Raw genomic sequence first — 13,825 nt, 5'->3', positions numbered from 1 at the left:
ATGACTATTGAGCCTAGGTTCAAGACACGAAAAACCGCACAAAACCCGTAAAATTTATTTCTATTTTTTGTCTATGGTGGAAAATTGATAATTTGATCACGGTTCCAGTTTTATTTTGGAGATGATTGTTTTGTCAAAATAACCACATGTAAAGAAAGGTTTATTGGGTGTTGGTAAGGACTGGGGCGTGATAAATCATGTTGATCTTAAATTCCTCAACGCGATCAGCAAATTGAGGGTGAGGTTTAAGCACATAACTGTAGACTTCGCCTGGAATGAATATGTCGTAATCTGTGTATTCAAGGTTGTAAAACATAAATGTTCGTTGCCAGTAATCATCTGGCCATTCAGCACAATGTATTGGATTTACGCCGTCAAAATCCATTGAGCTAGAGATAATATCGGCAAACTCTCCTCGCCCTGCTACGATAGAGCTGTACCAGTAAAGTAAATAATCATGACAAAATAGGTCATGTTGGTTTGATTTCATATTGAGATCAGAGTCCAGCTTGTGCACTGGTTCGTTACCCTGAACACTTCTATCAAATATGTAGTTGCTAGCAGTCCCGTTTATGTAACCCCCTCCTGAAATGGGAAAGAGGTAGTCAAACAACGTTCCTTGATATTCGTACTCACCAGTGTGGACATTGATGCGTTTTTCCATCGATTGCTTGTTTTTTTGCATGGTGTAGCTTTCGAATTGTTTGCCATCAAATACGGTGGTGAAATAGTTCTGAGTCTCTTTATGAACCTGAGATGCGTATACCTTTTTGGTGGTCCAAATTTGGCGTACGCCGTGGACATAAACAATCAACGAGTCATCACTGATTTTGTACTCACCCACCTTTTTTAAGTCTCCCTTTTCAGGACACTGGTGTTTGTTGTTTGAGGCGGCATAACGTACCTCGTCATCCTCAAACTGAAACGCTTCGCAATACACCACTTCATACGCGTACGCGGTACCGCCAAGGTTTTGCGTCGTCTCCAAGCGATAGACAATGCCGCCAATTAACGGGTGTTCCGTGTCATTGTGACCTGGAGTGACAACAGGCAACTCAAAACGTGTTGTGACCCACGCATGGTCGCTGTCGCCGTGGTAATCATCACGCGCCGCTACCGCCAGGTATGTGGTGGTTTTAATGTTCTCTGGTGCACCTAGCACCATCATTTGTCCTTGGTTTAGCACCCTTAATCCATTGGCGTTTTCGAGCCAAATCCGAGTGGTGAGGAGATCACCATCCGGGTCTTCAAACAGTTGGTTAAGATTGAGCGAATAGCTAATCGGAGAGTTTTGGTTGAGCTCCCAAGCATAAATAATGGTTTGTAGCTGTTGTTCCACCGTGAGGTTGATGATGGGTTTATTGTTCTCTGATGGGTCCTCTTTTGAGCGGCTGTCTTCATAACCCACAGACGAGTCGTAAAAAGAGCCGTCTTCTGTAGTATGAAATGGGTTCGTAACTGGCCCTGGTTGTCCTAAAATGGCAGAATTGAAGGCGTCATCACCGTCTTTTGTGTGGGCGTTCTCCAACGCAGAACCTGTCAACGCTTGCTTTACTTCAACTAAAGATGTGCGCTCATATTGACGATGTGTTCGCGTGGTTGATTGGCTTGTGCTGTCTGATGAGTCCGCCGCGGATGCCAAGCTGGATTCGTCTGACATGCAGTATACGCCGAGCAAACCAACGCAGATTGCGCCGATTATCCAAAACTTTTTGCTTCTCATTACGCGTGCGCCATTCGTGATTGCAACCAGCTGCGAGAGAATTTTAGGTCTTTCTCTATTAAGCTTGCGCTGCACTCGAGCAGTTCACTGATTTCTTGGTTTTTCATTCCCATTAAATACTTGAGTTTGAGTGCACTTGATTGGCGTGGGTAACGGCTACTGAAGTTATCCAGCGCTTTATCCATGATAATCAATTGCTCGAAACGATCTTCTTCATCTCTCATCAATGTGATGTGTTGACGCTTTTGTGCTTGGTGCGAGCGTGCGTTATCGATCAAGATTTGACGCATCACTTTGGCGGCCATCAAAAAGAAATCACGTTTTGTTTCAATTTCACTCATGTCGCAGTTGGACATCTTTAGGTAAGCATCATGAATTAATGCCGTGGTGCTGTTGACGCTATCAGCCAATACTTTGTTGTCGGTGCCGTACTTTTCCGCGTTTCGTTCACGCTCGTGTTGGGCGATCTTACGTAACTGCAAATACGCAAATTGGTAAAGCTCACTCTCAGCTTGTTTATCACCAGATTGCCATTGTTGAATGATTTGTGTCAGTGCTACTGCTGTTGCCATGGTTATACATCCTCGCTCACTTTGACAAATTCAGAAATGGTGTGGGTTTCAATGCGATCAGAGCCGTCTCGGTTGCGGAGAACATCTTGTTGATAGCGATATAAAATGCCTTGCTCCCAAGTTGCGCCAGCGGGCAGATATTCCCAAGTGGTGTAATTGATTTCGGCAGGGGTCGTTGACCAACGTACCATGACATTCATTTGCGCAAGCTCGGCTTTGGGTTCGTCATTGTTGACCCACCACATGTCCGCATACTCTTGGGTGACATCTTGGGTGTATAGGCTTGCGTCGGTTGGACAGGTGTCTGCATTGTGCGGCAGTCGCATGACTTGTTGGTGGCGCATCAATAGGCACGATTGTGTCATGGACTGCTGGTGGTATTGGGTCTGCTGCCATACCCCGAGGTAGTCGATGTCGTGTTCGTTCGTGTTGGGGTAGGTAAACCACAGCATTTCTGTACGATTGTGGTGGTGGATGTTTTTTTTACGCCCAAGGCCTTGTACTTTTTCCATCAGTAGCTCAGTACTTGGATCAAAGTTGAGTGCAACGGAGCGGTATTTCCAGTCGCCTTCATCATCAAAGTCTTCGAGAGAGAGAAACCATTCAAGTCGTTGCGGGTGCACCCAGTGATTGAGCAACCGACGATATTAAACCAATCCGCAAATTTGCTTATCGGCTCGACAATGTCTTCCGTGATAGGGTGCTTCATCGAGAGGAAGCAACCTTGAAAATGGTCGCCAACGCTTGGGTGCTCAATCAATGAATCTTTGGTGATGGTGAATCGAGTTTCACCAAACGGAGGGCGATATTTAGGATGATATTGATAACGTAAATCGTAAGCACAAGCGCGGCCTTGCCAATCTTTCTTTTTGATCACGATGTTTTTGAACGTCATGCCGCGAGGTTCGAAGATGATCTCATCTGAGGCAAAGTTTTTCTCAATGTACAGCTGGCTTTCGTTTAAGTGCTCGATTGCCTCATCGACAGACACCCAGTCGAGATTGAGGTGACGTTTGGCGTCATCCAGATAATTGAGGTCAAGGCCCTTGAGCTGGTTTTGAAAGCGAGCATCAGACAACACGCGGTTGGCTAAGACAATTTCCTTACGATTCTCAGGCGTGCTGTCGAGAGAGAGCAGCAGGCGCGTCATATTGATGCTACGACTGGGTTTGGTTGTTGCCATCGTCGGTGTAAGCACTTCTTGGCTTGATAAGGTTGTCAGCAGATACCCCTTATCATCGTTGCCAAGGAAGAAGCTAATCACATCACCAGGTTGGTAGTGAAATGCCCCTTGTTGGGTAACGCCAGTGATATTGGAACTGGTTTTGTAATACAAGCCAGTCACCGGCGCATCGATAAAGTAGCCTTGCTTCAAGGATGAAGTGGGCGGGTGTGAAGTGGCAGCAGAAGTGTCTGCTGCTAACGTGGAGGTAGCCGTCAATGCAGACAGCCAAAATACCACTGAACGTGTATACATCTTATTTTAAGCCTTATTGGTTGGTGCTGTCCTCAGACGCACAATTTGGCTGACAACTCATTGGAGTAGTTAGGTGCTTCTTTGGCACCGGTGTCATCATCGCCAACAACATTTTTTGTTTTATATGTTTGGGGATATCTGGATTAGAGAGTATCCGTCTTCGTGTTAACTCCATCATGGAGCTCACCGAGAGGTGTTCGACATTCTGCCCCTTCGCGTGGAAGATAAGGCGAGTCATTTCGTACATCATATCTTCTGCAATCTTCTTCTCTTGTTGCAGTTGGATATTCTTTTGCATCATGGCGCTGCCAAATAGCACACCTGATAGCACGATGATGCCTGACAATGCAGAAGCAAGAGGGCGCCGTTGCACCAAGCGAAAGGCGCTATACAACGGCCAGTGTTTTTTCTGCTCGATAGGGCGACGTTCGATAATTCGCTCGATATCAATGCGTAGCGCTCGTACATCTGAGTATCGCACTTGGGTGGCTGGACGCGTCGCCCGTCTTATCACCCAATACACATCAGACCAAACCGCTGGTGACGGAAACATCAAAGCGAGGATTTTGCCCAATGAATAAACATCGCTTTGCTCTGTCAGTACTTGTCCTGCCTGCTGCTCAGGGCTGGCAAAATTTTGGCTAAACGCAATCAGTGCCGAGGGTGAGCCCTCTCGGGTGGAGTGCGCTTTTTGAGTCAAGTTGAAGTCGAGCAGTTTGGGTCGTTTGCTACGATCGATCAGTATATTTTCTGGTTTTAGATCGGCATGCAAAACATGATGCTGGTGGGCGTGCTCCATCGCCTGACAAATCTGCTTAAACAGCAGCAGTTTTTCCGTCTTTTCCAGCTTATTTTCTGACAGGTATTCATCTAAGGTTTGACCAAATACCCGCTCCATCACGATGTAAACTGAATCTTGATGAAGGCCGCCATCAAACACTTTCGCTATGTACGGATGGTTTAGACGCGCGAGCAGTTGTGCCTCATCGAAGAGTGCACGTTGTCCCAGCACATTACTCAAATTGCTTTGAATAAACTTGATGGCCAGATCTTGTTCGAACGTTTCATCTGCCCGTAGAGCGGCGTAAACGACACCCATGCCACCGCGACCCAACTCATGAGTTAGGCGATACTTACTGATGACTTCTCCGCTTAGATCGACGTCTCGGTTCGTAGCCTGGTGAGCACCAAAGTAAAGTAACTGCGTTAGTTGTTCTTCAGGTGTCTCGTGGGCTAAAAGAGGAACGAGTTGTTGATACAGCTCAGGTTGACTTTGTTGCAATGCTTGGAGGTATTGCTGCTTTTGGGAGTCGTCCAGATCAAGCAAGTGATAGTAAATCTGGGTTTCGCTAGAGCCTAACTGCACTGTGCCTAATGTCTTATTCTTTTAGGTACGGCATTTTATAAGAACTTTGATATAAATGTCATTTATTTATTCGGCTTTGACTCACAATGTATGAAACGCAATTTGGTGGCTAATAGAATAATAACGTCATGATTTTGCGAATTATTTTCACTGAGCTTGTCGGCAGAGAGTCTATTCGTCATAATGTTACTTGTAACATTACTGATAAATCACATATTTATGGCTCAACAGAATAAGAAAACTCGCACGACATTGCAGGATGTCGCAGACCAAGTTGGTGTCACGAAGATGACGGTTTCACGTTATATGCGTAACCCTGAATCGGTGGCAGAAAAGACTCGGGCCAAGATTGCGACTGCGATTGAAGAGATGGGATACATCGAAAACCGCGCCCCCGCTATGTTGTCAAAGTCGTCCAGTAAAGCCATTGGTATTTTACTGCCCTCATTGTCCAACCAAATTTTTGCTTCCTTTGTTCAGGGCATCGAGATGGTGACCAAAGCCAATGGCTATGAGACGCTTTTAGCGCATTTTAGCTACGATGAGCTTGAAGAAGAACGCAAGATCGCATCATTACTCTCTTATCAGGTCGATGGACTTATTCTAACTGAAAGCCATCACACGCCGCGTACATTGCAAATGATAAAAAATGCAGGGATCCCTGTGGTGGAAACCATGGAACTACCACCAGAGCCGATTGATATGGCGGTTGGGCTAGATCATGAAGATGCCTCGTACACGGCGGTTAAGCAGATGCTAGATTCAGGTAAGCGCACAATCGTTTATTTTGGGGCGCGTTTGGATACGCGAACCAAGCTGCGTATGCAAGGTTATGATCGCGCGATGACGGAAGTAGGGCTAGAACCTAAGCACGTATTAACGGGTGATCACTCTAGCTTCTCTTTAGCTCATGATTTGCTTGAACGCGCTCTGAAAACGTACCCAACGCTTGATGGCGTATTCTGTACCAACGACGACATCGCGATAGGGACCATGCTGAGCGCGCAACAACGTGGCATTCAAGTTCCGCAGCAGTTGGCGGTTGTGGGCTATAACGCGCTGGATATTGGTCAAACCATCAGCCCGAAACTGACTAGCGTTGATACGCCGCGTTTCCAAATTGGTGTAAAGAGTGCAGAGCTTTTAATTGCGCGTCTGAAAGGTGAAGCGCAAGAAGAAAAAGTGTTTGATATGGGTTATCAGATCACTTCAGGAGAGAGTGTTTAACTCGCAGTTAACCGCTCTTCGTGTTCGATCATCAATGGTATTGGCAAGTTAGGGTATGGCACATCAGCTGGATGCATTGGATCTCAACTTAATGCGTTTATTAAAAGCCGTGGTGGAAAACCGCAGCATCAAGCTGGCCGCAATGCAGCTGGGCATTTCTCAACCGAGCGCCAGCCGCGGCGTAATGAAGCTTAAGCAAGTGTTTGATGACCCGCTGTTTGTGCGTAAAGCGCATGGGGTTGAGCCGTCACCGATGGCGATACGTCTCGCCGCCGAGTTCGACAACATGATTGCACCACTGGAAAAAGTGGTGCAAGAGTTTGAAGTGTTCGACCCACTGCAATACCAAGGGCAGATCGCGATTGTGACCGACCCTTATTTGATGGATGAACAAGGGCAGCGATTGCTAACTGGCTGTCATCGAGCCTTTCCCAAAGCGCACTTTGCCTTTTCCAGTTGGAACAGTTACTCGCACGATGAAATGTTAGAGGGCGAGCACGATTACTGCATTCTAGACCAAGAGACCGAGCTGTCGAAAGACATTTATATGCGTCCGTTGTTTGTTGAAAAACGGGTGATTTTGGCACGTAAAAACCACCCGACTTTGTCGAAAGTCAGCAATGATTGGGACACGGTCTCCAAACTGCCTCTGGTGTCTCTGCCTGCGCCCGCTTCGTATAAACCACTTTGTACCGTGGAGTCCGAGTATCGCCGCATGGGCTATGAGCCTGTGGTGTTATTGAAATCCTATAATTTGCGCGTGGCGTGCCAAATGCTGCAAGAAACCGACGCAATTATGTATGCCAGCCAAAGCTCAGCAGTATTGATGCCGGAGCTGGACTCTTACGCGATGCCTTTGGTCAACCGTGAGTTTAGCCAGTTTGTCGTCTCTGGCGGTTTCTTACAAACCAATCGCAACCATCCTTTGCACCGACACTTACATAAAGTGGTACGCCAAACTCTGAAGATGCCATTAATTTTCGCACAGTGACGACGGATTATTGTCTCGCGTCACCGAGATTCTCTGCATAAGATAACCATGAAGAAAATGTGTGATTACATAGACAACTCGATCCTATAGATATTCAAAAATGAATATCTCAATTACCTGTCTCTTTTTCCTGCTCAGCGCTAACCTTAGCTCAAATAGTCAGGAGAAGTGGCTCATTTTTATCTTTTTAACTTTTTGAATGTCGATACAGATGCGTGACATTCACCATTCTCCGTTATGCAGTTTTTTAATTTCTGATGGAGGATTCATCATGCTAGTTGCACGTCTATTTTTATTGCTCGCCATCGTTGCCGAAGTAGCAGGCACCAGCACCATGTCTTTTATCGGACAAGGTCATGGATGGTTGGGCTACATCGTGATGTACGTATTGATTGCGGTGTCGTACTACTTCCTCTCGATTGCAGCGAAAAAGATTTCTATCGGCGTGGCATACGCTATTTGGGAAGGGTTGGGTATCTCATTGATCACGGTCGTTTCGATCGTGTTGTTTGATTCTGACTTAAATACCCAAGAGCTGCTTGGTTTGATGTTAGCTGTCATCGGCATCGTTTGTGTGACTTTAGGTGAGTCACACGGTCAATCTAACACCAAGAAAAACGCCGATAAACTGGCAAAAGAACGTTCATTTTCTACAAGTGTAAGGTGTGAATCATGAGTCAATTTTTTACGATGTCATTTGGATTTGTCGTGATGGCTGCCTTGGTCGATATCGTGGCGAACATGGCGCTCACACGTTCTCACGGCTTTAAATACAAAGGCTGGGGCATTACCGCGATTGTGCTGGTACTGGCTGCGTTCACGCTGTTGGCGCAAGCGGTGAAAGAGATCGACTTAGCCATTGCTTACGCCTCTTGGGGCGCGATCGGTATCTTGGGTACCGCAGTGGGTGGTGCTTTGCTGTTTAAGCAGAAACTCAAGCCAATCGGCTGGTTTGGTATCTTTGTGGTGATTGCTGCGGTCGTGGTGATGAAAACCGCTTAATCAAGCCAAACAAAAACAACGAAGACAAATACAAAGAGCGGAGTATCAAACTCCGCTCTTTTTGTTTTTCTGGCTTAAACAATGAAGCTTGCGCCTTCTTCTGCGCTAGAGACGTTTTGGCGGATCACGCTAAACAAGCCTCGTCCCCATGTTTGTTGGGTGGATTCGGTATCGAAATGAATCAACTCGCGACCAGTGGTGTCGCTTAAGTTGTTCAGTTCGCCCGTTTGGCAATCAAGGCGAATCAAATCGCCATTGCGCACCAAACCAATCGCGCCGCCACGAATGGCTTCTGGAGAAACATGGATCGCAGACGGAATTTTACCTGACGCGCCAGATAAACGACCGTCAGTAACCAGCGCTACTTTAAAGCCCGCTTTTTGCACGTTACCTAAAATGGGCATCAGCTTGTGCAGTTCAGGCATGCCGTTTGCCGCTGGGCCGTTGTGTGTGACCACAACGATGCAATCTTGGTTTAGCTCACCGCGTTTGTACGCCGCTTCCACTTCGTGTTGGCATTGGAATACGATCGCAGGCGCTTCGATGATGCGCTGATCTTCTTTCACCGCAGAGACTTTCACCACTGCTTTACCCAAGTTGCCAGTCAGTACGCGAGTGCCGCCAGTGTTTTGGAACGTGGCCTCCGGTTTGGCGATCACGTCACCGTCTTGGCTGCCTTGGCACGGTGTCCAAGTCAGTTGTCCATCGACAAGACTCGGTAGCGTCATTTGGTCTTCAAATTCACCAAACACGGGTTTCACATCGCGATGCAAAAGCTCGGATTCGTTCAAGCGGTACAATAACGCTGGCACGCCACCCGCATCTTGGAACGCGTTCATATCGGCTGGGCCGTTCGGGTAAACGCGAGCTAACAAAGGAACCACATCCGACAGATCGCTGATGTCTTGCCACGTGAGCAAGATGCCAGCAGCACGCGCCACGGCGATCATATGAATGGTGTGATTGGTACTGCCGCCAGATGCGAGTAGAGCGATGATGCCGTTGACCAAGCTCTTTTCTGTGACCACTTCTGCCAACGGACGGAAGTGTGCAGAACCCGCCGTCATTGAGGCGATTTTCAGAGCCGCGTGAGCGGTTAACGCTTTACGCAGTTGGGTATGGGGATGAATGAATGCCGAACCTGGCAGCATCAAGCCCATGGCTTCGAACACCAACTGGTTGGTGTTGGCGGTGCCGTAAAACGTGCATGTACCCGCAGAGTGGTAAGCGCGACACTCCATATCCAGCAGAGCGTCTTTGCCGACTTCTCCCGCTGCGTATTTTTGGCGCACGTCGACTTTCTCTTCGTTGCTGATGCCTGTTGCCATCAGACCCGCTGGTACAAACGCAGTCGGTAGGTGCGCGTAAGACAGTGCGCCCATCAGTTGCCCCGGGGCAATTTTGTCACAGATGCCAAGCAGTAATGTGGCATCAAAGACATTGTGGCTCAAAGACAACGCCGTTGATTGCGCAATTAAGTCACGCGAAAACAGCGACATATCCATGCCTGCTTGACCTTGAGTCACCCCATCGCACATCGCTGGCACACAACCTGCGACTTGCGCTGTATGGCCGTAGTCCGCCAGCACTTGTTTGATTTGCGTTGGGTAGTCTTGGTACGGCTGGTGGGCGCTCAACATGTCGTTGTAGGCGCTGATCAGCGCGACGTTGGCATGAGTAAAATCGAGAATGTTTTTCTTTTCAGAAGAGCAAGAAGCGGCGACTGCATGGGCTAAGTTACCACAAGATAAACCAACGCGGCCTTTGCCCGCTTCGGCTTGCACTTCGGTGCGAGCAAGAAACGCAGCGCGCGCTTCACGGCTGCGCTCGGTCAAACGTTGTGTGACCTCAAGAACAACAGAGTGAGTCATTACGCCACCTCGATCGCTTGCATTTTGATTAGCTCAGCGGCAGAGCGTTCCACCACGTCGCTGATGTCTCCGTCGATACTGACGATCAGAGTTTGAGGCTCGTTGTCTGGGCGCTCTAGCGTCTCGAATTGGCTCTTCACCATGTTTTCTTTCATGAAGTGGCCTTTGCGCATACGCATGCGATTTAGGATCAACTCCATATCGCCATCAAGGAACAGGAAGGTCACGTTGTCGTTGCCTTCGCGGATCTGATCGCGGTAAATCTTTTTCAGTGCTGAGCAGACAATAATGCCGTGTTCGTTTTTGCTTTCTAGGCTGTACGCCGCATCACGAATGCGTTCTAGCCATGGCTTGCGATCATCATCGTTCAGAGGCTGGCCCGATGCCATTTTCTGAATGTTCGCTCGTGGATGAAGATCATCACCATCAATGAATTTACGCCCTAGCTTTTTCGCTAGATGCTCACCAATTGTGCTTTTACCACTAGCACAAACGCCCATAACGATGACACTACTACCAGCCATAACTTATCCTCATAACCAAATTTGCGCGTGATCTCAATTTTTGAATTCACTTTAAAATATGGGTTTATCTTATTAATGTTATCGGTAACTGAAATAAATGTGAACCATAACACAAACAATAATTCTTAAAGGTGAACCTATGGAGCAATTAACCCAAGCCCCAGATCCTACGTTCCTACTGACGATTGCAGGCCTTGCCATTGCAGCGTTACTCGTTCTGATCATTAAACTGAAAGTCCATGCTTTTGCTTCCCTTACTATGGTGAGTTTAGGCACAGCAATCGCCGCTGGCGTTCCTTCTGAGAAAGTCGTATCGACCATGATGAGCGGCTTCGGCGGCACACTGGCTTCCGTGGCATTGCTGGTTGGTCTTGGTGCGATGATCGGTAAAATTCTTGAAGTGACTGGCGGTGCTAAAGTGCTGGCAGACACTTTGATTGGTCGCTTTGGTAAAGAGCGCGCACCATTTGCTTTGGGCGTCGCTTCATTACTGTTTGGCTTCCCAATCTTCTTCGATGCTGGCCTTGTAGTGATGATGCCAATCATCCTAAGTGTGGCGGCTCGTTTTGGTGGCTCACCAATTAAATACGCGTTGCCTGCTGCCGGTGCTTTTGCGGTTATGCACGCGTTTGTTCCACCACACCCAGGTCCGGTTGCAGCGGCAGAATTTCTTGGCGCAAACATCGGTCTGTTATTGGTGGTGGGTATTCTGGTGGCTATTCCAACTTGGTACCTTGGCGCTTACTTATTTGGCTTGTACGCGGGCAAAAAATTCGATATTCCACTATCTAAAGCCTTCTTTAATGGCGAAGCGATGGTGGATGAGCGCAACGCACCAAAATTTGGCACGGTTATGACCATCCTTGTGCTGCCAGTCCTGCTAATCTGTTTGGATACGGTATTGAACACACTGGCGGTTGCGGGTGTGATTGATGGCAAAACGGCACTGGTTGAGTTCCTACGTATGCTAGGTAAAACCCCAGTCGCGTTGCTGATTACTTTGATTGTCTGTCTGGCTGTGTTTGCCAAAGACTACGGCATGGCAAAACTAGAAAAATTGTGTGGTGAGTCATTGGCTCCTATCTGTGGTGTTATCCTAGTAACGGGTGCAGGTGGCATGTTTGGCGGCGTACTGCGTTCAAGCGGTATTGGTGATGCACTGGCTGACGTTCTTACAGACACAGGTATGCCTGTGATTGTGGCGGCGTTTGTGATTTCAACCTGTTTGCGTGTTGCTCAAGGCTCGGCAACCGTCGCGCTAACCACGACGGCGGCTCTTATCGCGCCAGTTGTGGCAGCATCAACAGGTTTGAGTGAACTAGACCTTTGCTTTATCGTAATCGCGATTGCGGGTGGTGCAACGGTACTGTCTCACTTCAATGACTCTGGTTTCTGGTTGGTCTCTCGTCTGCTTGAGATGGATGAGAAAACCACATTAAAAACTTGGACGGTAATGGAAACGTTACTTGGCGGTATCGCGTTTATTATCGTCGCAACATTAAGCTTTATTCTTTAGAGGTTCCCCATGACAACACTTGAACAACGATTAAGAGAAATCAAAATCGTCCCAGTTATCGCAATCAACGACGTAGCACACGCTCTGCCACTGGCAAAAGTGTTGGTAGAAAACGGTTTACCATGTGCGGAAGTAACATTCCGCACCGAAGCGGCGGCGGAGTCTATTCGCATCATGCGTGAAGCGTACCCAGAACTGTTGATTGGCGCGGGCACCGTTCTGACCACAGAACAAGTCGACATCGCAATCGAAGCGGGCGTGGACTTTATCGTTAGCCCAGGCTTCAACCCAACCACAGTGAAATACTGTCAGCAACGTGGCGTGACTATCGTACCGGGTGTAAACAACCCAAGCTTGGTTGAGCAAGCGATGGAAATGGGTCTGCGTACGTTGAAGTTCTTCCCTGCTGAGCCATCAGGCGGCGTAAACATGCTGAAAGCACTCACGGCGGTTTACCCAGTTGAATTCATGCCAACAGGTGGCGTAAGCCCATCCAACGTTGAAGATTACCTAGCGCTGAAATCGGTTGTAGCTTGTGGCGGTACTTGGATGGTGCCAACCGCAATGATGGACAACGGCGATTGGGAAGGCATTGCTGAATTGGTTCGCGCAGTTAAGTAAAACGCACAAACGGCTTCGAAATACCCCCGAACGTTAGAAAACGTGATACGAAAAAGGGTCATCAAGTTACTTGATGACCCTTTTGCTTTTTGGAATGAAACAGCTTTAGAAGTGATGCTTCATAAAGCGCTTAATAAAGCGAATGAAATCTGCTTCGGCTAGCTTCGCGCACTTCAATGTTTGGGCGTGAGACAATTCTACATCTCCCAAGCCTTCTGCCATGTTGGTGATCGCACACACTGCCAATACGGGTAAGCCGCAATGCGCCGCAGAAATCACCTCTGGCACGACCGACATGCCCACTACATCACCACCGATGATTTGCATCATGCGGATTTCGGCTGCGGTCTCAAAGTTGGGGCCTGTGTAAGAGACAAACACACCTTCATTCAGGTGAATGCCATTGGCTTTGCCAACTTCAAACGCTTCTGCGCGCAGGTCTTTGTCGTACGCATTGGCGAGGCTGAAGAACCTCGGGCCGTACTCTTCATCATTCGGACCGATCATTGGCGATTCAGGCATGGTGTTGATGTGGTCATGAAATACCACCAGAGAGCCGACATCAATACGCTCAGGGCGAAGTGAGCCTGCCGCGTTGGTGACGAGCAGAAACTCACAGCCCAGCTTTTTAAAGGTTCGTACGGGTGTTGTCATGACCTTCATTGAGCCGTGTTCGTAGTAGTGACCGCGACCTTTCATGCACACTACGTCTACGCCGCCCATGGTGCCAAGTACCAACTCACCAGAGTGGCCTTGCACGGTGCTAACCGGAAAGCCTTCGAGCTCTTCGTATGGAATGACCACTTTGTCTTGTAGCTCGTCTGCCAATACGCCTAAGCCAGAGCCTAAAATAAACGCCGCTTTAGGTTGGAAGTTTGGTTTGCGTTCGCGAATGGTTTGTAGCGCGCCGATTACTGGATCGTGATTCATGTTAG

At 48.1% G+C, this 13,825-nt stretch carries 12 protein-coding genes and 1 pseudogene; 6 read left to right on the top strand and 7 right to left on the bottom strand.

From position 1 onward, the window contains the following. Nucleotides 1–160 precede the first annotated feature (160 nt). The 4 genes and pseudogenes from D8S93_RS10165 to D8S93_RS10150 form a co-directional block, all read right to left on the bottom strand. Nucleotides 161–1,723: a hypothetical protein gene (locus tag D8S93_RS10165; RefSeq protein WP_152813010.1), complete on the bottom strand. Its 1,563-nt coding sequence runs from the start codon at nucleotides 1,721–1,723 to the stop codon at nucleotides 161–163. Beyond that, a complete protein-coding gene (locus D8S93_RS10160; protein WP_005394366.1) occupies nucleotides 1,723–2,295 on the bottom strand; it encodes a sigma-70 family RNA polymerase sigma factor in 573 nt (190 codons plus the stop codon). Before D8S93_RS10160 ends, D8S93_RS10165 begins: the two co-directional genes overlap by 1 nt. A gap of 2 nt (nucleotides 2,296–2,297) precedes the next feature. Beyond that, nucleotides 2,298–3,772: pseudogene (locus D8S93_RS10155) on the bottom strand (chromosome partitioning protein ParA). Nucleotides 3,773–3,785: 13 nt separating this feature from the next. Then, a complete protein-coding gene (locus tag D8S93_RS10150; protein WP_170902492.1) occupies nucleotides 3,786–5,138 on the bottom strand; it encodes a serine/threonine-protein kinase in 1,353 nt (450 codons plus the stop codon). Nucleotides 5,139–5,357: 219 nt separating this feature from the next. On the opposite strand from D8S93_RS10150, the gene D8S93_RS10145 reads away from it, so the two are divergent. From D8S93_RS10145 to D8S93_RS10130, 4 genes are all read left to right on the top strand, one after another. Beyond that, complete coding sequence (locus D8S93_RS10145; RefSeq protein WP_193621596.1) at nucleotides 5,358–6,365, top strand: substrate-binding domain-containing protein; 1,008 nt, start codon at nucleotides 5,358–5,360, stop codon at nucleotides 6,363–6,365. Between the two features lie 55 nt (nucleotides 6,366–6,420). Then, on the top strand, nucleotides 6,421–7,356 hold the full coding sequence (locus D8S93_RS10140) for a LysR family transcriptional regulator (RefSeq protein WP_006741755.1): 936 nt from the start codon (nucleotides 6,421–6,423) through the stop codon (nucleotides 7,354–7,356). Nucleotides 7,357–7,627: 271 nt separating this feature from the next. Beyond that, a complete protein-coding gene (locus D8S93_RS10135; RefSeq protein WP_152813006.1) occupies nucleotides 7,628–8,032 on the top strand; it encodes an SMR family transporter in 405 nt (134 codons plus the stop codon). After that, a complete protein-coding gene (locus D8S93_RS10130; RefSeq protein ID WP_053807555.1) occupies nucleotides 8,029–8,358 on the top strand; it encodes an SMR family transporter in 330 nt (109 codons plus the stop codon). Before D8S93_RS10135 ends, D8S93_RS10130 begins: the two co-directional genes overlap by 4 nt. Before the next feature lie 74 nt (nucleotides 8,359–8,432). On the opposite strand, the gene edd is transcribed toward D8S93_RS10130, so the two are convergent. Together edd and D8S93_RS10120 are read right to left on the bottom strand one after the other, a co-directional pair. Beyond that, nucleotides 8,433–10,229: a phosphogluconate dehydratase gene (edd, locus tag D8S93_RS10125; protein WP_152813004.1), complete on the bottom strand. Its 1,797-nt coding sequence runs from the start codon at nucleotides 10,227–10,229 to the stop codon at nucleotides 8,433–8,435. Continuing rightward, entirely contained in the window at nucleotides 10,229–10,753 is a 525-nt protein-coding gene (locus D8S93_RS10120; protein ID WP_005467756.1) for a gluconokinase, read from the bottom strand. Before D8S93_RS10120 ends, edd begins: the two co-directional genes overlap by 1 nt. Before the next feature lie 139 nt (nucleotides 10,754–10,892). Here D8S93_RS10120 and D8S93_RS10115 point away from each other — a divergent pair, with 139 nt between their 5' ends. Continuing rightward, nucleotides 10,893–12,269 (top strand): GntP family permease, encoded by a 1,377-nt coding sequence (locus D8S93_RS10115; protein WP_152813002.1) that lies wholly within the window; start codon nucleotides 10,893–10,895, stop codon nucleotides 12,267–12,269. A 9-nt stretch (nucleotides 12,270–12,278) separates the two neighbouring features. Continuing rightward, nucleotides 12,279–12,890, top strand: coding sequence for a bifunctional 4-hydroxy-2-oxoglutarate aldolase/2-dehydro-3-deoxy-phosphogluconate aldolase (locus tag D8S93_RS10110; protein ID WP_005394384.1), 612 nt, complete (start codon nucleotides 12,279–12,281; stop codon nucleotides 12,888–12,890). 105 nt (nucleotides 12,891–12,995) lie between these two features. Here D8S93_RS10110 and xapA read toward each other — a convergent pair whose 3' ends face one another. Next, nucleotides 12,996–13,820, bottom strand: a complete 825-nt coding sequence (gene xapA, locus D8S93_RS10105) for a xanthosine phosphorylase (protein ID WP_005379149.1) — start codon at nucleotides 13,818–13,820, stop codon at nucleotides 12,996–12,998. Between the last annotated feature and the right edge of the window lie 5 nt (nucleotides 13,821–13,825).

Source organism: Vibrio sp. VGrn 2 (assembly GCF_009361695.1).
Taxonomy (GTDB): Bacteria; Pseudomonadota; Gammaproteobacteria; order Enterobacterales; family Vibrionaceae; genus Vibrio; species Vibrio diabolicus.
This window is presented reverse-complemented; position numbering and strand designations above follow the sequence as displayed.

What these genes read in the sequence shown, in the direction of transcription:
- D8S93_RS10135 (WP_152813006.1), top strand. Translation starts at nt 7,628, where the DNA reads ATGCTAGTTGCACGTCTATTTTTATTGCTCGCCATCGTTGCCGAAGTA.
- D8S93_RS10130 (WP_053807555.1), top strand. Translation starts at nt 8,029, where the DNA reads ATGAGTCAATTTTTTACGATGTCATTTGGATTTGTCGTGATGGCTGCC.
- xapA (WP_005379149.1), bottom strand. Translation starts at nt 13,820, where the DNA reads ATGAATCACGATCCAGTAATCGGCGCGCTACAAACCATTCGCGAACGC.
- D8S93_RS10140 (WP_006741755.1), top strand. Translation starts at nt 6,421, where the DNA reads ATGGCACATCAGCTGGATGCATTGGATCTCAACTTAATGCGTTTATTA.
- D8S93_RS10115 (WP_152813002.1), top strand. Translation starts at nt 10,893, where the DNA reads ATGGAGCAATTAACCCAAGCCCCAGATCCTACGTTCCTACTGACGATT.
- D8S93_RS10145 (WP_193621596.1), top strand. Translation starts at nt 5,358, where the DNA reads ATGGCTCAACAGAATAAGAAAACTCGCACGACATTGCAGGATGTCGCA.
- D8S93_RS10110 (WP_005394384.1), top strand. Translation starts at nt 12,279, where the DNA reads ATGACAACACTTGAACAACGATTAAGAGAAATCAAAATCGTCCCAGTT.
- edd (WP_152813004.1), bottom strand. Translation starts at nt 10,229, where the DNA reads ATGACTCACTCTGTTGTTCTTGAGGTCACACAACGTTTGACCGAGCGC.
- D8S93_RS10165 (WP_152813010.1), bottom strand. Translation starts at nt 1,723, where the DNA reads ATGAGAAGCAAAAAGTTTTGGATAATCGGCGCAATCTGCGTTGGTTTG.
- D8S93_RS10160 (WP_005394366.1), bottom strand. Translation starts at nt 2,295, where the DNA reads ATGGCAACAGCAGTAGCACTGACACAAATCATTCAACAATGGCAATCT.
- D8S93_RS10120 (WP_005467756.1), bottom strand. Translation starts at nt 10,753, where the DNA reads ATGGCTGGTAGTAGTGTCATCGTTATGGGCGTTTGTGCTAGTGGTAAA.